21 protein-coding genes are annotated in these 21,761 nt (G+C 72.6%); 9 read left to right on the forward strand and 12 right to left on the reverse strand.

Going from position 1 to position 21,761, the window contains the following annotated elements; all coding sequences use genetic code 11:
* Window positions 1-14 precede the first annotated feature (14 nt).
* The 6 genes from ACLQ29_RS09190 to ACLQ29_RS09215 all read left to right on the forward strand — a co-directional run bounded on the left by ACLQ29_RS09190 (window position 15) and on the right by ACLQ29_RS09215 (window position 8,491).
* Complete coding sequence (locus tag ACLQ29_RS09190) at window positions 15-2,225, forward strand: bifunctional glycosyltransferase/CDP-glycerol:glycerophosphate glycerophosphotransferase (RefSeq protein ID WP_425771173.1); 2,211 nt, start codon at window positions 15-17, stop codon at window positions 2,223-2,225.
* 123 nt (window positions 2,226-2,348) lie between these two features.
* The gene (locus ACLQ29_RS09195) at window positions 2,349-3,647 is read left to right on the forward strand and encodes an ABC transporter ATP-binding protein (RefSeq protein WP_425771174.1); all 1,299 of its coding nucleotides are present in this window, start codon (window positions 2,349-2,351) and stop codon (window positions 3,645-3,647) included.
* Window positions 3,648-3,741: 94 nt separating this feature from the next.
* Window positions 3,742-4,722: a hypothetical protein gene (locus ACLQ29_RS09200; protein ID WP_425771175.1), complete on the forward strand. Its 981-nt coding sequence runs from the start codon at window positions 3,742-3,744 to the stop codon at window positions 4,720-4,722.
* 62 nt (window positions 4,723-4,784) lie between these two features.
* The gene (locus tag ACLQ29_RS09205) at window positions 4,785-5,249 is read left to right on the forward strand and encodes a DUF4442 domain-containing protein (protein ID WP_425771176.1); all 465 of its coding nucleotides are present in this window, start codon (window positions 4,785-4,787) and stop codon (window positions 5,247-5,249) included.
* Between the two features lie 60 nt (window positions 5,250-5,309).
* Window positions 5,310-6,116: an HAD family hydrolase gene (locus ACLQ29_RS09210; protein ID WP_425771177.1), complete on the forward strand. Its 807-nt coding sequence runs from the start codon at window positions 5,310-5,312 to the stop codon at window positions 6,114-6,116.
* Window positions 6,113-8,491 carry a glycoside hydrolase family 65 protein gene (locus tag ACLQ29_RS09215; RefSeq protein WP_425771178.1) on the forward strand — a complete coding sequence of 793 codons (2,379 nt, stop codon included), beginning with the start codon at window positions 6,113-6,115 and terminating at the stop codon, window positions 8,489-8,491. The genes ACLQ29_RS09210 and ACLQ29_RS09215 overlap by 4 nt, the downstream gene beginning before the upstream one ends.
* A gap of 48 nt (window positions 8,492-8,539) precedes the next feature.
* Here the strand turns inward: ACLQ29_RS09215 and ACLQ29_RS09220 are convergent, their stop codons facing one another.
* On the reverse strand, window positions 8,540-8,734 hold the full coding sequence (locus ACLQ29_RS09220; RefSeq protein ID WP_425771179.1) for a hypothetical protein: 195 nt from the start codon (window positions 8,732-8,734) through the stop codon (window positions 8,540-8,542).
* Between the two features lie 194 nt (window positions 8,735-8,928).
* Between ACLQ29_RS09220 and ACLQ29_RS09225 the strand changes: the two genes are divergently transcribed.
* On the forward strand, window positions 8,929-9,579 hold the full coding sequence (locus ACLQ29_RS09225) for a dienelactone hydrolase family protein (RefSeq protein ID WP_425771180.1): 651 nt from the start codon (window positions 8,929-8,931) through the stop codon (window positions 9,577-9,579).
* Window positions 9,580-9,588: 9 nt separating this feature from the next.
* Here ACLQ29_RS09225 and ACLQ29_RS09230 read toward each other — a convergent pair whose 3' ends face one another.
* On the reverse strand, window positions 9,589-10,686 hold the full coding sequence (locus ACLQ29_RS09230; RefSeq protein ID WP_425771181.1) for an AI-2E family transporter: 1,098 nt from the start codon (window positions 10,684-10,686) through the stop codon (window positions 9,589-9,591).
* A 138-nt stretch (window positions 10,687-10,824) separates the two neighbouring features.
* Entirely contained in the window at window positions 10,825-10,995 is a 171-nt protein-coding gene (locus ACLQ29_RS09235) for a hypothetical protein (RefSeq protein WP_425771182.1), read from the reverse strand.
* Window positions 10,996-11,113: 118 nt separating this feature from the next.
* On the opposite strand from ACLQ29_RS09235, the gene ACLQ29_RS09240 reads away from it, so the two are divergent.
* Window positions 11,114-12,505 carry an FUSC family protein gene (locus ACLQ29_RS09240; protein WP_425771183.1) on the forward strand — a complete coding sequence of 464 codons (1,392 nt, stop codon included), beginning with the start codon at window positions 11,114-11,116 and terminating at the stop codon, window positions 12,503-12,505.
* A 13-nt stretch (window positions 12,506-12,518) separates the two neighbouring features.
* On the opposite strand, the gene ACLQ29_RS09245 is transcribed toward ACLQ29_RS09240, so the two are convergent.
* From ACLQ29_RS09245 to eccB, 8 genes are all read right to left on the reverse strand, one after another.
* Window positions 12,519-13,163, reverse strand: a complete 645-nt coding sequence (locus tag ACLQ29_RS09245) for a C39 family peptidase (protein WP_425771184.1) — start codon at window positions 13,161-13,163, stop codon at window positions 12,519-12,521.
* 273 nt (window positions 13,164-13,436) lie between these two features.
* A complete protein-coding gene (locus tag ACLQ29_RS09250; RefSeq protein WP_425771185.1) occupies window positions 13,437-13,844 on the reverse strand; it encodes a pyridoxamine 5'-phosphate oxidase family protein in 408 nt (135 codons plus the stop codon).
* Window positions 13,845-13,875: 31 nt separating this feature from the next.
* Entirely contained in the window at window positions 13,876-14,217 is a 342-nt protein-coding gene (locus ACLQ29_RS09255; RefSeq protein ID WP_425771186.1) for a hypothetical protein, read from the reverse strand.
* A gap of 33 nt (window positions 14,218-14,250) precedes the next feature.
* Window positions 14,251-15,048, reverse strand: a complete 798-nt coding sequence (locus tag ACLQ29_RS09260) for a hypothetical protein (protein ID WP_425771187.1) — start codon at window positions 15,046-15,048, stop codon at window positions 14,251-14,253.
* Window positions 15,049-15,201: 153 nt separating this feature from the next.
* Window positions 15,202-15,561 carry a hypothetical protein gene (locus ACLQ29_RS09265; RefSeq protein ID WP_393365884.1) on the reverse strand — a complete coding sequence of 120 codons (360 nt, stop codon included), beginning with the start codon at window positions 15,559-15,561 and terminating at the stop codon, window positions 15,202-15,204.
* A gap of 177 nt (window positions 15,562-15,738) precedes the next feature.
* Window positions 15,739-17,028: a WXG100 family type VII secretion target gene (locus ACLQ29_RS09270; protein WP_425771188.1), complete on the reverse strand. Its 1,290-nt coding sequence runs from the start codon at window positions 17,026-17,028 to the stop codon at window positions 15,739-15,741.
* Window positions 17,021-17,431, reverse strand: a complete 411-nt coding sequence (locus tag ACLQ29_RS09275) for a hypothetical protein (RefSeq protein ID WP_425771189.1) — start codon at window positions 17,429-17,431, stop codon at window positions 17,021-17,023. The genes ACLQ29_RS09270 and ACLQ29_RS09275 overlap by 8 nt, the downstream gene beginning before the upstream one ends.
* A gap of 46 nt (window positions 17,432-17,477) precedes the next feature.
* Entirely contained in the window at window positions 17,478-18,986 is a 1,509-nt protein-coding gene (eccB, locus tag ACLQ29_RS09280) for a type VII secretion protein EccB (RefSeq protein ID WP_425771190.1), read from the reverse strand.
* 161 nt (window positions 18,987-19,147) lie between these two features.
* Here eccB and ACLQ29_RS09285 point away from each other — a divergent pair, with 161 nt between their 5' ends.
* On the forward strand, window positions 19,148-20,332 hold the full coding sequence (locus tag ACLQ29_RS09285; RefSeq protein ID WP_425771191.1) for a type VII secretion protein EccE: 1,185 nt from the start codon (window positions 19,148-19,150) through the stop codon (window positions 20,330-20,332).
* 22 nt (window positions 20,333-20,354) lie between these two features.
* Here the strand turns inward: ACLQ29_RS09285 and eccD are convergent, their stop codons facing one another.
* On the reverse strand, window positions 20,355-21,752 hold the full coding sequence (eccD, locus tag ACLQ29_RS09290; RefSeq protein WP_425771192.1) for a type VII secretion integral membrane protein EccD: 1,398 nt from the start codon (window positions 21,750-21,752) through the stop codon (window positions 20,355-20,357).
* Window positions 21,753-21,761: the final 9 nt, after the last annotated feature.

Genomic DNA, 21,761 nt, shown 5'->3' on the forward strand with positions numbered 1-21,761 from the left:
GGAGGGACGGCCGGATGACCCTGATCAGCTTCGTGGTGCCGGCCTTCCGGGTGCAGGGATACCTGCGCGAGTGCCTGGACTCCATCCTCGGTCAGCCGGAGACCGACATCGAGGTGATCGCCGTCGACGACTGCTCGCCGGATGCCAGCGGCGACATCATCGACGAGTACGCGGCCCGCGACCGGCGGGTCCGTGCGGTTCGGCTGCCGGAGAACGTCGGCCTCGGTCCAGCCCGCAACATCGGGCTGGACCGGGCCGTCGGCGAGTACGTGTGGTTCCTCGACGGCGACGACTGGCTGGCGCCGGAGTGCCTGACCGAGGTCGCCGAGCGGTTGCGGGCGACCCGCCCGGACGTGCTGCTCGTCGACCACGTCCGCACCCACTGGAACGACACCGCCACCCGCAGCGCGATGGCCGAGGTGTTCCCTGAGTCGCCCGGCACGGGCACCTTCCGGCTGCGGGACCGGCCGGCGGCGATGCGCCTGCTGCACACCGCGTGGAACAGGTTGGTCCGCCGGGAGTTCCTGACCGATCTGGGGCTGCGCTTCGCGCCCGGCTGGTACGAGGACGTCTCGTTCAGCTACCCGGTGCTGATGGCGGCGCAGCGGATCGGCGTACTGGACCGGGTCTGCGTCAACTACCGGCAGCGCCGCGCCGGCGCGATCACCCGGACCCGGGGGGACCGGCATTTCGAGGTCTTCCCCCAGTGGCATCGGGTCTTCCACCTGATGGACGCGTGGGGTTCGGCGACGGACGCCCTGCGACCGGCGGTCTTCGAGCGGATGATCTGGCACTACCTGACCGTGCTCGGCAACGGCCAGCGGATCGCCCCGGAGCTGCGGCCGGCGTTCTTCGCGCAGATCACCGCCGACTACGAACGCTGGTTGCCGCCCGGCGGCTATCCCGTGCCGGACGGGGTGGAGGGGCTCAAGCACCGGCTCGTCGCGTCCGGTCGGTGGCACACCTTCAGCGCGTTGCGGGCCGCGAGCAGGGCCCGGGACGCCGCCCGCCGGCAGGCGCGCACCGCCCGGCGTCGGGTCGGGCCGGTCGCCCGGCGCGGTGCTCGGCTGACCCGCGACGGGTTGCTGCGCGAGTACTACCGGGCCGAGCTGCGGCGGCCGGTCGATCCGACGCTGGCGGTGTACGCCGCCTACTGGTACCGGGGTTACTCCTGCAATCCGGCGGCGATCTACGAGGTGGCCCGCCGGTTGGCGCCGGGGGTGCGCGGGGTGTGGATCGTGCGTCGGGACCGGGTGGACGCCGTGCCGGCCGGGGTGGAGTACGTGGTCGCCGGCACCCCGGCGTACTACCGGGTGCTGGCCCGCGCCCGGTGGTTGGTCAACAACGTCAACTTCCCGGACTTCGTCCGCAAGCGGGCCGAGCAGGTGCACCTCCAGACCCACCACGGCACGCCGGTGAAGGTGATGGGGCTGGATCAGCAGCGTTACCCGATCGGCGCGGGCCGGATGGACTTCGCCGGACTGCTGCGCCGGGTGGACCGCTGGGACTACAGCGTCAGCGCGAACAGCTTCTCCACCCAGATGTGGGACCGGGCGTACCCGGCCTCGTACACGACGCTGGAGGTGGGCTACCCGCGCAACGACCGCCTGGTCACCGCCGGCCCGGACGAGGTGCGCCGACTGCGCGCGGAGTTCGGCCTCGGCCCCGACGAGCAGGTCGTGCTGTACGCCCCGACGCACCGCGAGCACCTGCCCGGCTACCGGCCGCCGTTCGACCCGGACCGGTTCGTGCGGGCGCTCGGTGACTCGGGCCGGCTGCTGATGCGCAGTCACTACTTCCACGACCGGGATCGGCGTCCCGGTCGGCCGGCGGACTGGGAGCGGGTCCGCGACGTCAGCGGCCACCAGCGGGTGGAGGATCTCTACCTGGTGGCCGACGTGCTGGTCACCGACTATTCGTCGGCGATGTTCGACTACGCGGTGCTGGACCGGCCGATCGTGCTGTACGCCCCGGACTGGGAGGCGTACCGGCTGGCCCGGGGTGTCTACTTCGACGTGACGGCCGAGCCGCCGGGTGCGGTGGCCACCACCTTCGACGATCTGCTCGAGCTGTTTCGGACCGACGCGGTGCGGTCGGACGCGGCGGCCGAGGCCCGTGCGCGGTTTCGGGGCCGGTTCTGCACACTGGACGATGGGCACGCGGCGGAGCGGGTGGTGCGTCAGGTGTTCCTCGGCGAGCCGGGTGAGCGGTCTACCCGTTGCTGATCGGACTTTTGTCGCTTAATAGCGGCGTCACCGTCTGAACATAGGACGTTTACCCGATGTCCTAAATCAATGATCCTGGTCACAGTCTTCAGGGGTTCGGCCGACCAACTGGGGGGGACGACGGTGAGCACCGTCACGCTCAAGGATGTGACCAAGGTATTCAGGGATGGCACCATGGCCGTCGACAGCATCAATCTTGATGTTAACGACGGCGAATTCATGGTGCTCCTCGGGCCGTCCGGTTGTGGAAAGTCCACCGTGCTGCGGATGATCGCCGGGTTGGAGGATCCGACAAGCGGCGCTGTCCTGCTCGACGGAGAGCTGGCGAACGACCTGCCGCCCCGGGACCGCAAGATCGCCATGGTCTTCCAGGACTTCGCGCTCTATCCGCACATGACCGTCGGCGACAACATCGCCTTTCCCTTGCGGCTGGCCGGTGTGGAGCCGGAGCCGCGCGGTGAGCGGGTCGGAGACGTGGCCAGTGCGCTGGGCATCGGTGACGTGCTGGCCCGCAAGCCTGGCCAGCTCTCCGGTGGGCAGCGGCAGCGGGTGGCGATGGGCCGGGCGATCGTCCGCCGGCCCGGCCTGTTCCTGATGGACGAGCCCCTGTCAAACCTGGACAGCGGCCTGCGTGCCGAGCTGCGCGCGGAGATCTCCGGCCTGACCCGGGAGCTGGGCGTCACCACCGTCTACGTCACCCACGACCAGGCCGAGGCGCTCACCATGGCCGACCGGGTGGCCATCATGCGTAAGGGTGTCCTCCAGGACGTGGGCACACCCACCCAGGTGTACGGCCGGCCGGCGACGCTCTACGTGGCCGCCTTCCTGGGCAGCCCGCGGATGAACCTGCTGGAGGCGTCGGTCTACGTCCACCTCGACCGGTACGTCACGCTGAACCTCGGTGACCAGTCGCTCTACCTGCCCTGGAACGACATCCGCAGTCGGGCGGTGGCGCACTACCACGGTGAGCGGATCGTGGTCGGCATGCGGGCCGAGGCGCTCACCCCTGTCGCTCCGGACAGCCCGGGCGACGTGCTGCGCGGGCGGATCCGCTACCTGGAGCACCACGGGCACGAGTCGTTGGCGTTCCTCGACATCGGCGCTACCGCGATCATGGTCGACGAGATGGGCGCCCCGCTCGACCCGCCGCCGGTGGGCCAGCGTGGCCTGCGACGGTTCGGTTCGGTGATGCAGCGCCTCACCGGTAAACCGGTGGAGCCACAGGAGGTGCCGAGCAGTGGCGCCCAGACCAGCGTGCTTCCCGACCCGGGCCGGCACCACCGCCGCCCGGCGGAGCTGGCGGTGCGGCTGGCACCGTATCCGGCGGTCAGCGCCGGTCACCCGCTCGCCGTCTCGGTGCGGATGGACGCGCTGCACTTCTTCGACGAGCGGGGCGCTCGGATCGACGTGGGTTGGCGCTGACGACTCGCCGGAGCAGGGTGGCGGCCGGAGCCCCGGGTGCCCTACCGTCTGCCCACCCAGTCCACAGTGAGAGACCACCGAAAGGGGTGCGCCCGTGTCGGGTGACCGTCCCAGCCCGCTCGTCATCGAGCGCATCCTGCGCGATCGCGAGGGCATCTGGCAGCAGATCGTGGCCGAGCGTGACCTGAACAAGCTGACCGGGCGAATGCTGGCCAGCTCCGCCATCGCGCTGGCCTGCTACGGGGCGGTGCTCGGCTTCTTCCACAGCCCGCTGATGGCGCTGACCTCGGCGCTGAAGCTTCCCCTGCTGTTCCTGGTCACGTTGACCATCTGCCTGCCCACGCTCTACCTGTTCAACCTGGTCTTCGGCGCGCGGCTCTCGGTGCGGCAGTCGTTGGCGCTGGTGATGGTGGCGATCACGGTCACCTCGATGCTCGCGGTGGCGTTCGCGCCGATCAGCCTCTTCTTCCTGATCACCGCGAACGACTACGGGTTCTTCAAGCTGCTCAACGTGGCGATCCTGGCCCTGTCGGCACTTGTCGGGCTGCGCTTCCTGACCAGCGGCATGCAGGTGCTCAACGACAACGGCCTGCTCGCGCCGTCGCCCGCCAACGCCCAGGTGAACGCGCCCGCCAACGCTCCGGCCCCGGCCGTGCCGGCCGCGGTGCCCGCCGCCTCGACGCCGGCAGCCGCTCCGGTCGCCGGCGCGAGTGCCGAGCCGGCGGCCGCACCGACCGCGGTCGCGGTGGCGGAACCCGCCCCGAACGGCGCGACCGCCGCGCCGGCCCACGTGCCGGCCCAGTGGAGTGGCCAGCCCGCAGGTGCCACGGGCACGCTGCCGCCCGGCTACCCGTCCTCGTGGAATGACCGCTCGATCCGACGCGGCGAGCCGACGCAGCGGCCGGCGAGCATGACCCTGCTCTACATCTGGATCCTGCTCTTCGGGTTCGTCGGCACCCAACTGGCGTGGACGCTGCGTCCGTTCTTCGGCGACCCGGGTCAGGACTTCGCGTTCTTCCGCAGCATCGACGGCAACTTCTACGCGGAGATCCTGCGGACCATCGCCAACCTCTGAGGGCCTGGCAAAGGCGGAAACTCCTGGTTGCCGGCTTGGTTACCGGCTAGTAACGTCGGCTCATGACAATCGACTCCCGCCAGGTGGCGGCCGGCATGCTCGAAGCGGTGCCCTTCGCCCGTACCCTCGGCTTCGAATTTGTCGAGGTGGCGCCCGAGGCGGCGGGCGGGGTCCGGGCGGTCGTCCGGATGCCCGACTCGCCGGCCACCCACAACCACGTGGGCGGCCCGCACGCCGGTGCCATCTTCACCCTCGGTGAGACGGCCTCCGGCGCGGTCGTGCTGGCGGCCTTCGGGCACCTGCTCGACCGGGCCGTGCCGCTCGCCGTCCGCGCCGAGATCGCCTACCGCAAGCTCGCCATGGGCCCGGTGCGCGCCACCGCCCGGCTCGGCCGGCCGGCCCTCGACGTGATCGAGGAGTTCGACTCCGGCCAGCGGCCGGAGTTCGGCGTCGACGTGGAGATCACGACCGAGGACGGCACACCGACCTCGGCCCTGACGGTGATCTGGACGCTGCGACCCAACTGAAACCGTGTCGAGGAGGCCGAAACGGGTTTGCCGGCCCAGCGGGGTGGATAGATTCGTACCGTGCTGGGCCTACCCGCTCACGTGACCGCCTGTCTCTTCGATCTGGACGGTGTGCTGACGCAGACCGCCCGTGTGCACAACGCCGCCTGGACGCAGACGTTCGACGAGTTCCTCCGGCAGCGTGCCGCCGCCTCCGGCGAACCGTTCCAACCCTTCGATCCCGGGCCGGACTACAACCGCTACGTCGACGGCCGACCCCGCGCCGACGGCGTCCGGTCGTTCCTCGCCTCCCGCGGCATCGTGCTGCCCGAGGGCACACCGGACGACCCGCCGGACGCCGACACCGTCAACGGCGTCGGCAACCGCAAGAACGTGCTGCTGCTCAAACACCTGCACGACTTCGGCGTCGAGGTCTACCCCGGATCGGTGCACTACCTGCGGGCGGCAGTCGCCGCCGGGCTGCGTCGGGCGGTGGTGACCGCGAGCGCCAACGGCGGCGAGGTGGTCGCCGCGGCAGGGCTGGCGCCGCTGCTGGAGGCCCGCGTCGACGGGCTGGTGGCGCGTGCGGAAGGGCTGCGCGGTAAGCCGGAACCGGACACGTTCCTCGCCGGGGCCAGGCTGCTCGGCGTGGACCCGACGCAGGCCGCCGTCTTCGAGGACGCGCTCTCCGGGGTGGCCGCCGGCCGTGCTGGCGGCTTCGGTTACGTGGTCGGCGTCGACCGGGTCGGGCAGGCCGACGAGTTGCTCGCGCACGGCGCCGACATCGTGGTGCGGGACCTGGCCGAGCTGCTCGACGCCCCCGATCCGGCGGGGCCGCCCCGCACCGCTGCCGCGCACCAACCGAGCACCCAACGGGACCGCGCGTGATCCGGGAGCGGGCCTATCCGGTCGAGCCGTGGCACGTCCGCGAGACCCGGCTCGACATGGACGTGCTGGCCCAGTCAGAGTCGGTCTTCGCGCTCTCCAACGGGCACGTCGGGCTGCGCGGCAACCTCGACGAGGGCGAGCCGCACGGGCTGCCCGGCACCTACCTCAACTCGTTCTACGAGCTGCGCCCGCTGCCGTACGCCGAGGCCGGCTACGGCTTCCCCGAGTCCGGGCAGACGATCGTCAACGTCACGAACGGCAAGCTGTTGCGGCTGCTCGTCGACGACGAACCACTCGACGTGCGATACGGGGAGCTGCTGGCCCACGAGCGGATCCTCGACTTGCGGGCCGGCACCCTGCACCGGGAGCTGCACTGGCGCTCGCCGGCCGGCCGGGAGGTAAAGGTCCGCAGCACCCGCCTGGTCTCGTTCACGCAGCGGTCGGTCGCCGCGATCAGCTACGAGGTGGAGGCCGTCGACGGCCCGCTCCGGCTGATCGTGCAGTCCGAGCTGGTGGCCAACGAGTCGCTGCCCGCGCAGAGCAAGGACCCTCGGGTCGCCGCGGTGCTGGAGTCACCTCTGCAGGCCGAGGAGGAGCTGACCACCCCGGACGGGGGGCAGCTGATCCACCGCACAAAGGTCTCCGGGCTGCGGGTCGCCGCCGCGATGGAGCACGAGGTGCACGGCCCGGACCACACCACGATCGAGTCCGAGGGCTACCAGGACTGGGTACGCACCACGATCGCCTGCGTGCTCAAGCCCGGCGAGAAGCTACGGGTGATCAAGTATCTGACGTACAGCTGGTCGAGTCGGCGATCGCTGCCCGCGCTACGCGACCAGGTCGGCGCGGCGCTCGCCGGCGCCCGACTGGACGGCTGGGACGGCCTGCACCGGGAGCAGCGCAACTACCTCGACGCGTTCTGGGACGCCTCAGACGTGCTCGTCGAGGGTGACCCGGAGGTGCAGCAGGCGGTGCGGTTCGGTCTCTTCCACGTGCTCCAGGCCGGGGCGCGGGCCGAGCAACGGCCGATCTCGGCGAAGGGGCTGACCGGCCCCGGTTACGACGGGCACGCCTTCTGGGACACCGAGATGTTCGTGTTGCCGGTGCTCACCTACACCCAGCCGAGCGCGGTGCGCAGCGCGTTGCAGTGGCGGCACAGCACGTTGGACTCGGCGCGGGAGCGCGCCGAGACGCTCAACCTCAGGGGGGCCGCGTTCCCCTGGCGGACCATCGAGGGACCGGAATCCTCCGGCTACTGGCCGGCTGGCACGGCTGCCTTCCACATCGCCGCCGACATCGCCGACGCCGCGCGCCGCTATGTGATGGTCACCGGGGACACCCAGTTCGAGCAGGAGATCGGGCTGGAGTTGCTCGTGGAGACCGCCCGGCTGTGGCGCTCGATCGGCCACCACGACCGGCACGGCCAGTTCCACATCGACGGCGTCACCGGCCCGGACGAGTACACCGCCGTGAAGAACGACAACATCTACACCAACCTGATGGCACAGCGGAACCTGCTCGCGGCCGCCGACGTCGTGATGCGCTACCGGGACGAGGCGTTCCACCTCGGGGTCACCGACGAGGAGGCGGCGAGTTGGCGGGACGCCGCCACCTCCATGCACATTCCCTACGACGAGGAACTCGACGTGCACCAGCAGGTGGAGGGCTTCACCCGGCTGCAGGAGTGGGACTTCCCGCACACCCCGGCGGAAAAATACCCGCTGCTGCTGCACTACCCGTACTTCGAGCTGTACCGCAAGCAGGTGGTCAAGCAGGCAGACCTGGTCCTCGCCATGCACTGGCGGGGGGACGCGTTCACCCCCGAGCAGAAGGTCCGCAACTTCCTCTACTACGAGCGCCGCACCGTACGCGACTCGTCGCTGTCGGCCTGCACGCAGGCGGTGCTCGCCGCCGAGGTGGGCCACCCGGAACTCGCGCACACCTACCTGCGCGAGGCCGCCCTCATGGACCTGCACGACCTCAACGAGAACACTCGTGACGGCGTGCACATGGCGTCGTTGGCTGGCGCCTGGCTCGCCCTGGTCAGTGGGCTCGGCGGGCTCCGGGACCACGACGGCGAGTTGTCCTTCGCGCCTCGGCTCTCCAGCCGACTCAGCCGGCTGGAGTTCTCGCTGCAGTGGCGGGGGTTGGCGCTGCGGGTGGATGTCCGCCCGCACCAGACGACGTACTCGCTGCGGCACGGCGGTCCGGACGACGTGGTGGAGTTGCGCCACCACGACCAGGTGCTGCGGGTGACCTGCGACGAACCGGTGACGGTGCCGGTGCCGCCGGCCGAGCCGGCCGGCCCGCCGCCCGAGCAGCCACCGGGCAGGTCACCGCTGCTGCGGTTGCCCGAACGCGCGAACGTGACGTGACGGTCGGGGCGGGAGTGCTCCCGCCCCGACCGGCACCACCACGTCACGTCAGACGGGTTCGCCTGTCGACGGCCGTCCGATCGCGTCCCGGGGCGCCGCCGCCAACGGGTCGTCGGGCAGCCGGGCCGAGGCGGCCTGGTCCCCGAAATCCTGATCCCCGACGTCCTGGTTGCGCTCGGCGTCCTGTTCCCGCTGGGCCCGCTCGGTCAGCTGCTGCTGCCGGGAAATCTGCTGCTTGGCCATGACGATCCTCGCGATCCGTCGGGGCGCGGTTGCGCCGACACGGTCTGCGGTCGCTCGTCGCGTACCCGGCGCCCGATCGGGCAAACGCGGCCCGGCCGCGTGCCCACGGGCCCGGACTGACGCGGCCGCCGACGGGCGTGCCGCGCGGCGGGCGGGGTACTCGGAGCACCGGCGAGCACCGCGGAGGTGGGGGCATGGACGAGCAGCGCGGCACGGTGACAATCCCGGTCGGGGACGTTGCGCTCGCCGCCGACCTGATGCTGCCCGCTCAGCCGGTCGGTGTGGTGCTCTTCGCGCACGGCAGTGGCAGCTCCCGGCACAGCCCGCGCAACGTGGCGGTGGCCCGTACGCTTCACGACCGCGGGCTCGCGACTGTGCTCGTGGACCTGCTCAGCCCCGCCGAGGACGAGGTGGACGCCCGCACCGCCGAGCTGCGGTTCGACATCGGGCTGCTGGCCAGCCGGCTGGCCGGGATCGTCGACTGGTTGGCGGTCGAGCGGCCCGCCGGTGACGTTCCGATCGGTCTGTTCGGGGCCAGCACGGGTGCCGCCGCCGCCCTGGTCGCGGCGGCGTCCCGCGCGGATCGGGTGGGTGCCGTGGTCAGTAGGGGCGGCCGGCCGGACCTGGCCGGCGCGGCGCTGGCCCAGGTGCGTACCCCGACGTTGTTGCTCGTGGGCAGCCTGGACGAGGAAGTGATCACGCTCAACGAGCGGGCGCTCGCGGAGCTGGGGGAGGTCGGCGAGCTGCGGGTGGTCCCGGGCGCCACCCACCTCTTCGAGGAGCCCGGCACCCTGGAGCAGGTCGCCGAGCAGGCCGGCACGTGGTTCACCACGAAGTTGCGCTGACCATCACCCTCAGGACGTGAGGGCGGAGGCGGCGCGACGCTGTTGGACGGTGTCGATGACGCGCCAGAGGACGGCGGTGATCGGGACGCTGACGAACGCGCCAGCTATCCCCGCGATCAGCGTGCCGGCGGTGACCGCCACCAGGATCACCGCCGGGTGCAGCCGGACCTGTCGCTTCATGATCAGTGGTTCCAGCAGGTTGCCCTCGATCTGCTGCACGGCGATCACGGCGGCCAGGGTGAGCAGGGCGGTGGTGGGGCCGTTCGCGGCCAGTGCCACCAACACGGCGACCGCGCCGGCCACCGTCGCCCCGATGATCGGCACGAAACCGCCGAGGAAGGTGATCAGCGCCAGCGGCAGGGCGAGCGGCACCCGCAGCACCACGAGCGCCAACCCGATGCCCAGCGCGTCGATGGCGGCGATGAGCATGGTGCCCCGGCTGTACGCGCCCAACGTCTGCCAACCGGCCCGGCCGGCCTCGGCCAGCACCGGCTGGTTCGCGCCGGACACCCGCGACAGCACCCAGTGCCACATCGACCGGCCGTCCTTGAGCAGGAAGAAGAGCAGCACCAGGGCGAGCAGCGCGGAGCCGAACACCTCGGTGGCGGTCCGGGCGCCGGCCACCGGGTCCGGCGAGCTGCCGCTGAGGCCCTCCCGGGCCTGGTCGACAAGCCGGTCCAGTTGTGCGTCGCTGACCGGCAGCGTGGACGTCACGAAGTCCCGGCTGCGCTCGACCCCCTCCGTCAACTGTTGGCTGAGCTGGTCGAACTGGCTGGCCGTCAGATTCCACACCAGGGCGCCGACACCGACCAGGATGCCGAGCAGCAGCAGTACGGTGCACAGCGCGGCCAGCGCCGCCGGCAGGCGCAGCCGACGAAGCAGCAGCAGCACCGGGTCGAGCAGCGCGGTGAGGAAGATGGTGGCGGCCAGCGCGATGGCCAGTGGCGCCAGCAGGACGGCGATCTTGCCCAGCAGGTAGAGACCGGCGATGACCACCACCAGGCAGGCGCTCCACGACACCGCGGTCCGGACCAGCCAGGGCAGGGCCGCCCAGGTCTGGCGCGGCCCGGGGCCGCCTGTTGTCGCCTCGGGTCCGTCTGCGGCCATGTCGGTCCTCCTCGATCTCGGCGAGGTCGGTACCCAGCCGGTGGAGCGCTGACACCCGTACCGCTGCGTGGGTCGCTGCCCGCGCGGATCGTACGCCGGCCGGCGTCTACCGGGTGGGCGTTCGCGGATCGCGCGGCGTCAGTGTTGTTGCCTCCCGGGTAGCTCGTCCATCGAGCTGGGCCGGCCGCTCAACGCGTCGCGGATCCGGTCGACCAGACCGATGCCGGGGGCGAGCAGTCGGTTCGCCGGCGGATGGTCCGGTGCGCCCGGGTGGGGCCGGGTCGGGCCGATCTTCTTGACCCTCGTCACCCGGTTGGCCGCCTCGATCAACTCCTCCCGGGCGGTCGCGGCGTGCAGGCGAGGAGGTGTGTGGCCCTGGTACCCCCATGGGGCTGCACAAACCTATGGTTGACGATGGGTGCCGGCGGTGCCCGAGGTGCCGGTGGTGGACGACCGGCACGGTTGCCCGGCCGTCGTCGGGGTAACCGCCGCCATGGCCGACGACCGCCCACCCGCCGACCGCGAGCAGTCGCGGCTCGACGACGCCGCCGAGCGGAGCGGCCGGGCGGTTCGGCGGGCGCGTCGCCGCAGCGGGCAGGCCGGCCGGATCCGGGCCCGACAGTGGGAGGTCACCCTGGTGATCTCACTCCAGGCCGGGCTGGCCGCCGCGATCGCGGCGCTGCTCGCCAAGAACCTGCTCGGCCCCGGATCGCACGTCTTCGCTCCCGCCGCGGCCGTCGGTACGATCGCCACCGCCATCGGACAGCGGGCCCGGCGCACCTTCGCGCTGCTGGCCGGTGTGGCCCTCGGCATCGTCATCGGCGACACGTTGCGTTTCCTGCTCGGCTCCGGCCCGTGGCAGACCGGCGTGGTGGTCGCGCTCGCGATCGCCGCGGCGTTGCTGGTGGCCGGCAAGGGCGGCCCGCTCGTCGGGCAGGCCGGCGGTACCGCCGTGCTGATCGCCACGCTGGCCCCGATGGAACGAGGGCTGGAGGTGCCCCGGATCTTCGACGCGCTGGTCGGCGGAGCGGTTGGCCTGGTGGTGGTCGCGCTGCTGTTACCGATCAACCCGATGCGGGTGCTGGACCGGGCCGCGGCGCCGATCTACGCGACCCTCTGCGCGCAACTCGGCGACCTGGCGACCGCGTTGCGGGCGCGCGACGGCGACGGGACGATGCGCGTCCTGGAGAAGCTGCGTGGCACCGACGACGACCTGAGCCGGCTCCACGACGCGCTCAGCGGCGCGGAGGAGGTGGTGACGATCGCTCCGGCCCGTTGGCACCGCCGCCAGCAGTACCACAGGTACGCCCGCAGCGCCGATCACCTGGAGCGGCTGCTGCTGGACACCCGCGCACTGGCTCGGTGGGCGTCGACAGCACTGCAGTACGACGAGCCGATCCCGCCCGAGCTGCCGGACGCGATGGGCCGGTTGGGTCAGGCGGTGGCGGAGATGCGGACGGAAAACCGGACTGGTGATGACCCCCGGCGCACCCGCCGGTTGGTCGAGCAGAGCGCCGAGTTGGCCGGGCGAGCCTCCGCGAGCGGGGTCAAGTCGTTCGGCGAGTCGCTCGTCACCGGGTTGCGGACGTCGGCAAGCGACCTGCTCCGGGCGTCCGGCTGTGAACCCGACGACGCCAATCGGATCGTGCGCCGGGCGGCCGGCGTCGGCATAGCCGAGGTCCACCCGCCGGTCCGGCGACAACTGCGGCGGATCCGTCCGACCCGGGCCGCCCGGGTCCGCCGTCGTGCGCACCTGGCCGCCCGGATGCGCGACGACGGCCGGGCCGGTCGCCCCGCGAGGGAGCGACCGGCCCGGTGACCTGCTCGGATTGTCAGGCGGAGTAGCCGCGCTCCGCGATCCAGTTGGCGACCTTCGGCAGGCTCACCCAGTACTCGCCAAGCGCCGGGTCGGCCGGGTCGGCGACCCGGATGGTGTCGCCACCGTCGCGGTAGCCGACGAGGGTCAGATAGTGGCCGCCCTCGTACGAGTGCGGGTTGCCGTCGGTGTCCACGGTGGTGCCCTTGATGTTGGCCACCACCGGTCGACCGGCGTCCACCGCGGCCCGCACGTCCCGGCGGAGCTGCTCGACCTGATCCGGGCGGGCCACCGAGTCACGAATCTCGGTGGTCCGGTACTTACCGCCGGTCAGCTGGTTCAGGACCCGGGTGGTGTCCAGCGCCGAGGGGGTGCCCGCCTCGGTGGTGCCCAACAGGCTTGCCACCGCGTCCTGGTCGAGCGCCTTGCCCTGGGCGGACAACGCGATCCGCGTCGCGGCCGGGCCGCAGTAGAAGAAGTTCGGCTGAGCCTGGTAGTCGACGTCGAGGACCCGCTCGGCGGACCTGTCGGTCTGGCTCGACGAGGTCGGTGCGGCCTGGGCCGGCGCGGCCTGGGCGGCTACCGCCGGGCCGAGGGCGCAACCGCCGGCGACAAGCATGCCGACGACGGACAGCCCGCTCTTCTGGATGATCGGGTTCATTGTCGAGTCTCCGTTCGGGGGTTGGCGCCTCCAACTGGCGGAGGGCGCAGCACCGGGAATGGCGCTCGGCTCAGCACGGGGCGACGACCAGCGGCCGGTCTCGGCCCTGGGCGTCCCGGGTAGGTAACGGCTCCGCGGTGGCGGGCATTCCGCCGGCCCCTGGGGCGTGTGTCGAAGCCCCTGGTCGGCGGACTTTGACACACGCCCTGGGCGCGGGTGTCGCCGATGAGGTGCAACCGCTGCCGGCGGGGCGGGATTCCGGCGCCCGCTACGTCACAGGCTGCCGAGCAGCCCGGTCACGGTGATCTCGAGGACGACGCGTTCGGGATTCGGACGTGGGGTCCGATACCGCTCGGCGTAGCGGCGCTCCGCCTCCGCCACGGCGGCCCGATCCGACCGCAGCACCGCGCGGCCCTCGATGGTCAGCCAGCGGCGGCCGTCCACGTGGCAGACCGCCACCGCCGCGCCCGCCGCACCGGCGGCGGCCACCTGGCGGGCCTTACGGGAGCTGCCGGAGGTGATGACCCGGGCCAGCCCGGCCGCCGGATCGAGGGTCACCCCGACCGGTACGACGTGCGGGGTCCCGTCCGCACGAATCGTGGTCAGGGTCGCGAGGTGACGTTCCGCGCAGAAGGCGACAACACGCTCGTCGTGCACGTCCAACCGATGATCGCCCGCCATGCCCGTCCCCTGTCCACCGAACCGACCCCGATCATGGCACCTGACGGCGTGCCCGCTCCCGATCGGTCGGCGAATCGGGCTGGCCGGGCAGTTGGTGGCCGGCCGCCCGACGCCTGTGCACGAGCCGGGTGAGATAGATCAGCGCGGCGGCCAGAACACCCATGTCGTCCAGGTAGATCGGATCCGGAAGGATGTCGATCGGGAAGATCGTGTAGACGAGCGCGCCGTAGAAGGCGACCTTGCCGCCCGCCCCGAGGCCGGTCAACATCCGTCGCGTACGCACCACACGCACCGCCAGCACCACGGCGCCGACGAGCGTGGCGATCGCCAGGATGCCGGCGACCACCACGAGGACCCACGCCTGTCGGGACATGCCGTCACGCTAACCCACCGGGAGTCGTACGGCTCAGAACGCGGGCACCGCCGCGCGGCCGCGAGCGGTCACCTTGTTCTCCCGGGTCTGCTCGACCAACGGCCTGGCAACCTCGCTGAGCGGCAGCACCGACGCCGACTCGGCGACCCGTCGCCCGGTCGCGGCGTGGGCCTCCTCGCGCAGACTGCGGGCCGCCGCGACGGCCAACTCGGCCGCCCGCCAGGCAACCTGCTCCTGGTCGCGGGCCGCGGCGTGCCGGGCCGCCAGGTTGTCCCGGATCGCCCGCCGCAGCACCAGTTCCTGCGCGACCGGGTGCAGCCGCGGGTCCCAGCCGTCGCGGTGCGCGAAGACGTCGCTGAGCTGCTCCACCGACAACTCTCGCCGCCAGTACGCGTCCAGCGCGGCACGGTGCAGGTAGCGCTCGCGGTCCGCGTACTCGGCGGGAGTCCGGACGGTCTGCGGCAGTGGCATGGCGGCTGCCGCGTCGAGGCGTCGGACGGCGGCCTCGGCGGCCTCGTACGCCTGCCAGGCCGCCTCGACCTCCTCCTGCGCGGCCACCCACTCCGTCCGGCGGCGCGAAGCGGTGGTGGTCGCCCGCGTCGCGGCCACCGCGACCTCCTGCGCGTAGCGGCTCTGCTCCCGCTCCTCGTGCGCCTGTTCGAGTTGGCTCGGCATGGCCGCGCGGCGGATTCGGGCGCCCGGGTCGAGGCGGAACCGGCCGGGTCGCAGCAGCAGAGCGGAGACGGCGACGCCGACGAGCCCGAGCAGGCTCAGCCAGATGACGGCGGCCCGGGAGAGGTCGGGCAGGGCGGCGGAGAGGATGGTTCGCATGATCAGCACCTCGCGGTCGAAGGCGGGTATCGACGGGTGGCAGGAGGAGCCCGACGGCGGCGGTCGGCCGGGTGCCGGGGTCATCCCGTCGAGGGCGACTCAGCCGCTGCGACGGACAACCGGGACCGGGCCCCGGGGATCACCGGGCCAGGATCAGCGGGTGGGTGGGCCGCGTCGCGCGACAGCGCCACGGCCGGGATCGACGGCGGGAGCCCGACCGGGGCCCTCCGCGATCGGCCCGGCCAGCGTGGCGGTGTCAGTCGTGCCGGCGGGCCGGGCGGCAGCGGGCTCGGCGGCCCGCTCGGTGACCGGCGTGGCATCGGGACGGACACTTGCCACCCGGCTGCTCACGGCGCTGGGCCGTAGCTGCGTCGAGGCGGGCGGTGGGGAGGCGGCGAGGGCGCCGCCCAGGCCGACCGCGAGCACCAGCGCGGTGATCGCCAGTCGGGTCAGCTCACGCAGTGACCGCAACACAGCCCAACGGGCCGGGCGGACAAACACTGCGGACGACACCCGACCAACCTATCGCCTGCCCCACCGTGCCGCAGCACGGCGACGGCCCGGTCCGGCGTGACCGCCACCACCATGCGCACTGTGGACGACGGGGAACGACACCCGGAAAACGCGGTGCCCCCGGGCCGGATCGGGTCCGATCGGGGGCACCGCGAGTCGGCCTGCGGCGGCTCGTGGTCAGATGCCGGTGCCGAGCACCGGCGGCGCGGCGTGCTCGCCGTCGTGCCACACCATCTCGTCCTCGGTCAACCAGGTCAGCCGCTCGTCGGAGTCGTCGTCCTCCGGCCGACCCCGCCCACCGAGCACGCCGGCGCCGTTGCGGCCGGAACCCACACCACCCGTCGCCGCTCGACCGCCGTTGCCGCCACGCTGGCCGTCCACGCTGCGCCCGATGCCGCTGGCAGACCGACCCTCGGCCGGGGGCGCACCACCTGACGGCCGAGCCGAGGAGGTGGGGGTGCTGCTCGAACCGGCGAGCGCGGCGGTGCGCAGGACCCCGCCGGCAGGTGCCCCACCTGGCGCCCCGTAGAGCAGCCCGGGGCCGGCGCTCGCGGCGGTGGCCACCGGAGCCGCGCCGGACAGGCCGGCCAGCCCGGCGGCGGCGCCACCGGTGAGCAGCGCGCCGCTGACCAGCGGATCCGCACCGGCGAGGACAGTGCCGCGCTGGTCGATGTCGCTGCCGGCGCCGAGCGGGCCAGTGGCCACGGCGGGCGTGCCACCGATGCCCGCGCCACCCCGGTCGGAGACCGAGCCGTCACCGACGACAGGTGGTGGGTCGGCGCGCTCAAGCTTCGAGATGGTCGCGCTGCCGGTGTGCGCGGAGACGTTGCTGCTGCCGGGCCCGGCGCTCGCCTTGGCGATGGCCGAAACGCTCTGCGGCGTCGTCGGCTCCGTGTTGATCCGGTTGGGGGTGTCCGGGTCGGGCAGCGGCGGGTCGACCACCCGGTCGTACGCGGAGATCTCGTAGCCGCTGGCCAGCTCGGCCACCAGGTTGACCATCCGCTGGTGGGCCTTCTCCTGCTCCTGCTTGTCCTGCTGGTGACCCACGAAGCCCATGACCATCGCGCCGGGCAGACCGAAGGTGGCGGCACCCTTGATCGTGCCGGAGATCGCCTTGTCGTTGTCGTCGGTCTCCTCGGGGCTCTCCGCCTGCTTGTGGGCGGTGCGCAGATGGTCGGCCATCATGGTCAGCCCCTGCTTGATGCCCGACATCCCGTCGCTCAGGGCGTCGGAGTGGGCGACGATCAGGCTGAGTCGCCGGTGGAACTCCCGACCCGCCGACCCCGTCCAGGTGTTGCCGAGCTTTTCCAGGTCGCCGCTCAACTCCCGGCCGAGCCCGTCGAGGATCCCCTTGAGCTCGGCCCACTGGGCGGCAACGCCCTCGATCTGCTCCGGCTTGCCGGCCATCACGCCGTCGTACAACTGCTGATGGCTGCTGTCCTGGTAGCGCGCGGTGTACTCAGACACGGCCGTTCTCCTTCGGCTGCAACGCCCGATCGACCCCGGTCAGCGCCGCGGACACGTCGGTGGCGTTGGCGGCGTTACGCGCCTCCGCGGTGCGGTAGTTGGTCAGAATCGTGCCCGTGGCCTGCTGCGCGGCCAGCACCGCCTGCCGGATCCGCTCGGCCTGGTCCACGTAGGACTGGTGCACCTCGCTGTAGCGACGCGCCTTGTCGGTGGCGTCGAAGAACGAGCCCAACGCCGGAGGGCGGCACTGCATCTCGCTGTTGAGCTTGCGCAGCACCGACTCGACCTGGCTCAACCGCGAAGCGAGGTGGTCGTGAAAGTCCTCAAGGGACAACAGGTCGACTTCCGTACGCCCGGCCATGGCAACATCCCCGTCGTTCTGGTTGACAACCGTCAGCGGCATTCAGGTTAGTCCACCGCCGCTCTTCGGTGCGACCCGTCACGGCTGCTCAGCCGCTGCCCCCGGTCGATCCCGCCGGAGTCCCGCCGCCCGCTCCACCGACCGGCGGTACGACTGCCGGCGGTGCGGCCGGCGCCGGTGCGGCCGGCGCCGGGGCGTCGGGTGCGAAGACCGCCATCGCGTTCTCCTGGGTGAGGGTGGGCCCGGTCGGGATCAGTGCGAGCAGCGAGCCGGGCACCGCCAGCGGGGTGACCCCTCCGTAGCCGAGTACGTCGAGCGTCGCCGCCGAGCCGAGTGGATACCGGATGCCCTGCGGGGTGATCAGGTAGATCGTCGACCCGGCGGCGCCGGATCCACTGGTCCCGGCGCCGGGCGAGGCCTGCGCGATGACGCCCTTGCCGCCGGGCAGCAGCACCGTCTCGGCGGTGCGGACGGCGTCCCGCCTGGTCTGGGGCGCCGGCACCGGGCCGCCCGCGGTCAGCTCGGCGGGCGCCCGGTCGAAGACCTCCAGGGTGGTGGTCGGCTGGCCGCCCGCGCTGCCCGCCCGGTACGTCGCGCAGAGCGTGGTCTGACCGGGTCTGGCCTGGTAGACGGCCGGCAGCGCGGTCGGCAGCCCCTCCTCGTCCACCCGCTGCTCGACGTAGAGCTCGCCAGCCTGATCCGGCGTGATGTCGGTGATCTGGCCACCGCCGCGCACCATCAGCAGCGCGGTGATCTCACTGATCGGGGCGAGACCCTCCCGGGTCAGTACGTAGTGCTGCCCGGCGGCGCTGAACACCTGACCGACGATGGCGGGCCGGCCGGCCACCGTCCGCACGCTGCTCTCGCCCTCGCCGGGCAGCGCCGGTTTGCGCAGCGGCGGCCCGGCCGGCACGGCGTTGAGCAGTTGCTGACCCACCCGCAGCGGAGTGGCGCGGGACATCTTCAGCGCCGTGATCGTCGGATCCCCGTCGAGCACCTGGAGGCGGGAGTTGTTGGTGAGCAGATACCGCTGATCGTCCATCACGACGAGCACCGCGCGGTCGCCCAGCGGCACGCCGCCGGGCAGCACCCGGTCGATCACCAACCGGGTGCTGGAACGCGCGGGGTCGACCGGGTCGGGCACGTCGCAGACAGACCAGGGCAGGCCGGTCAGCGACTTGCGGCCCGGCAGGGCGTCCGGCGCACCGACGATGCCGAGGGTGAGCCCGCGGGGCTGGTCCCGCAGTGCCGCCTGGGACATCGTCCGTGCCGCCGCGTCCGGCTGGTTGAGCACCAGGCGGGCCGAGGTGTAGTTGAGCGTCGGATGCAGCTGCCCGTTCATGAACACGTACGTCGCGCCGGTCTCCCGTTCGATGACGAGCGTCTGGTCCTTCAGTGGCACCGTGTTGCCGGTCAACTGGCCGTAGGCACCGACCCCACCGAGCACGACGGCGGCGGCGACGACACTGCCGAAGACGGCCATGCCGAGCCGTCGCATCGGGAGGTTCGTGGTCTCCGGGTCGCCCGACAGCAGCGCGGAGACGATCCGGCGGGTGACGAAGCGGTACGCCTGCACCTGATCGCGGCGGGTCCGCATGACTTACCTCCGGCGGGGTGGATCCGCGACGATCAGGTCGGGGTGCCGTCGCGGGCTTCCCTACGATAAGGGGCCGACGGAGGTTCCTCGGGACCACCGCTCGTGGTTGGCACCGGACCGACCCGGCGCAGAGCCGTACCGTGCAGGAGGGACAGTCAGCGATGACGCAGGTTCAGGCGCGACCCGCCCGAGCGGCCACGGACCCGACCGAGGTGGCGGCGCGGCCGACGCCGCCGACGGACCGCCCCGGCCGTGGCCGGCTTGGCCCGGTGCTTGTCGGGCAGCTCGTCGTGTTGGAGCTGTGCGTGCTCGGCGTCTGGGCCGCGTCGGCCGGGCCCAGCTGGCTGCTCGGCGTGGCGGCCGGCGGCGGGGCGCTGCTCGTCGGCGCCACCTTCGCCCGGCACGGAGGCCTCTGGTGGTTCGAGTACCTGCTGTTGCGCGGGCGGCTGCGGCGGCGCGGCGAGCGCGCGTCCGCGGTGGTGGGAGGCGGCACGGCCGGCGACCCGCGGTTGGCGGCGCTCGCCCCCGAGTTGAGCGTGATCGAGTTGACCGACCGCGGCACCCGGCTCGGCATCGGGCGTGACGACGAGGGCTGGTTCGCGGCCGTCGCGTTGCAGCCCGCCAGCGGTGCGACTGCCGGATCGGTGTCCGCGGCCACGGTGGACCTGGTGGTGCGGGTGCTCGCGGACTTCAGCGCACCGGTCTCGCGTACCCAGGTGGTCGCGCACACCCTGGTGTGGTACCCGACGCCCGGTGCGCCGCCGGCTGCGCACCGGACCGTCTGGGTGGCGCTTCGGCTGACCGTCGGCGATGCCCGGGCGGAGGCGGTGAGCCGGGGCGGTGGGCTCGCCGGCGTGCACCGGACGGTGGCCGCCGGGGTCGGCCGGTTGGGCAAGGCGCTGACCTCGGCGGGGCTGGCCCATCGGCCGCTCAACCGGGACGAACTGCGCGCGGCCGTCGTCTCGGCCGCCGGACTCGACCTGGGACCGGAGGCGCCGGCGGAGACCTGGCGCGAGCTGCGCGGCGGTGGCTGGACCCATCGTTGCCTGGCGCTGCGCGGCCGAACGGAAGTGCCGCTCGGCCCGCTTGTGGACGCGATCACCGCGACCTCCGCGCCGTCGCACACGGTGGCCGTGACGGTCTCGGTGGACGGTCGGGTGGCGTCACCGCTGTTGCGGGTCGCCGCGATGGACAACCACGTCGAGGCGCTGGTCAAGGTGGTCCGCGACATCGCACAGCGGACGGGCACGTCCGCCCGACCCATGGACGGCCAGCACGGACCTGCCGTCTACGCCACCGCGCCCGTCGCGTCGGCGCTGGGTGTCTCGACCCGGCAACCGCGTTGACCGGTGTGGCCGGCGCGTCCCGTCACGGCCGGAGGTTGACGATCCAGCCGTAGAGCCCGCAGACCCAGAACGCGAGCGGGACCAGCGAGATGATCAGCATGATCTCGGCGATGTCGAGCAGCCGGCCCCAGACCGGCGAGATGCGTTTACCGGCGACGGTCAGCCCGTAGATCAGGCTGACCACGGCGGCCAGCACCAGCCCGCCCAGGATCAGACCGAGCTGAACCGCCAGCGACCCGCCCGCGAACGTGGCGGCGGCCGCCAGGCCCAACCCCACGGTGCCGGCCAGCAGCACGGGGGTGCGCTGGGCGCGGCCCAGCAGCGGTCGGGCCCGCAGCAACGACAGCAGGGCCAACACCAGGCACAGCAGCACCGCCGCCCCGCGCCCGTCCAGGGCGAGCACGAACTGTGCGCCCAGCACCAGCACCGAGACGGTCCACAGCAGACCCGTCATGAACTGGTCGGCGCGTTCGCTGCGCTGGAGCACCTGCCGGCCGTCGACCGACTCGCTGTCGGTCTTCAGGTCCTCCGGACCGGTCGGGATCGAGGGCACCGGCAGTCGCGCCAGCCGGTAGGCCGCCATCGGAAGTGCCGGCACCACGCCGAACGCGACGGCCGCCACCGCCGCCGCGGCGGCCGGCGCGTCGAGGCCGAGGACCAGGCAGAGCAATGCGCCCAGCCCGGTGGCGGCACCCACCCCGATCGCCGCGAAGAAGAGCGGGTAACGGTCACCGACCGCCAGCACGGCGACCGCGCCCGCGACCACCGCGGCGGTCGCCGCGAGCAGCACGTGCGGGCTGGCCAACTCGGTGAGCGGCCGGTCGCCGGCGAGCAGCAGCAGACCACCGACGGCGGCATGCCCGAGGGCGACCATGGCCAGCACCGCGCCGGTGCGGCTGTCGGCGGCGGCCCGGGACAGCACCGCCGCGCCGACCAGCAGCGCCACCGCCACCAGCAGGGCGGCCAGCGCGCCGGGCAGGTGCGGCGGGCCGGCGAAGAGGGCGGCGAGCGCGCCGGCGCCGAGCGCCGACGCCGCGAACACCACCGCGAAGGACCGGGTCGCGCCGGCCTGCCAGGCGCCGGGGCGTTGGTTGGTAGCGGTGGCGACGGCATCCACCACGTCGTCGAAGACGATCTCCGGCGCGGCCGCGGACCGGGGGTTGAAGTAGAGCACCTCACCGTCGCGGACGCTGAGCTGCGCGGTGGTACGGCCACCGTCGAGCGGCGCTCCGCCCAACCTGGACAGTGCCCAGCCGCCGTGCCGCGCGCCCTCGTCGGCCATGTCCTCGCCGGCGTAGCGCAGCAGAGTGGGGAGCAGGTCGGCCAACGGCACGTCCGACGGCAGCGCCAGATCCATCCGGGTACGCGGGGCCACGATGGTGATCCGGCTCAGACCACCGGTCGCCGTCTTCGTCGCCACAGTGGCCTC

It is taken from the genome of Micromonospora sp. DT228 (assembly GCF_049841595.1).
Lineage (GTDB): Bacteria > Actinomycetota > Actinomycetes > Mycobacteriales > Micromonosporaceae > Micromonospora.

Excerpts from the sequence above, each read along its gene's own strand:
- ACLQ29_RS09190 (WP_425771173.1), top strand. The coding sequence starts at position 15 with ATGACCCTGATCAGCTTCGTGGTGCCGGCCTTCCGGGTGCAGGGATAC.
- ACLQ29_RS09205 (WP_425771176.1), top strand. The coding sequence starts at position 4,785 with ATGACAATCGACTCCCGCCAGGTGGCGGCCGGCATGCTCGAAGCGGTG.
- ACLQ29_RS09220 (WP_425771179.1), bottom strand. The coding sequence starts at position 8,734 with ATGGCCAAGCAGCAGATTTCCCGGCAGCAGCAGCTGACCGAGCGGGCC.
- ACLQ29_RS09225 (WP_425771180.1), top strand. The coding sequence starts at position 8,929 with ATGGACGAGCAGCGCGGCACGGTGACAATCCCGGTCGGGGACGTTGCG.
- ACLQ29_RS09230 (WP_425771181.1), bottom strand. The coding sequence starts at position 10,686 with ATGGCCGCAGACGGACCCGAGGCGACAACAGGCGGCCCCGGGCCGCGC.
- ACLQ29_RS09245 (WP_425771184.1), bottom strand. The coding sequence starts at position 13,163 with ATGAACCCGATCATCCAGAAGAGCGGGCTGTCCGTCGTCGGCATGCTT.
- ACLQ29_RS09250 (WP_425771185.1), bottom strand. The coding sequence starts at position 13,844 with ATGGCGGGCGATCATCGGTTGGACGTGCACGACGAGCGTGTTGTCGCC.
- ACLQ29_RS09255 (WP_425771186.1), bottom strand. The coding sequence starts at position 14,217 with ATGTCCCGACAGGCGTGGGTCCTCGTGGTGGTCGCCGGCATCCTGGCG.
- ACLQ29_RS09260 (WP_425771187.1), bottom strand. The coding sequence starts at position 15,048 with ATGCGAACCATCCTCTCCGCCGCCCTGCCCGACCTCTCCCGGGCCGCC.
- ACLQ29_RS09275 (WP_425771189.1), bottom strand. The coding sequence starts at position 17,431 with ATGCCGCTGACGGTTGTCAACCAGAACGACGGGGATGTTGCCATGGCC.
- eccB (WP_425771190.1), bottom strand. The coding sequence starts at position 18,986 with ATGCGGACCCGCCGCGATCAGGTGCAGGCGTACCGCTTCGTCACCCGC.
- ACLQ29_RS09285 (WP_425771191.1), top strand. The coding sequence starts at position 19,148 with ATGACGCAGGTTCAGGCGCGACCCGCCCGAGCGGCCACGGACCCGACC.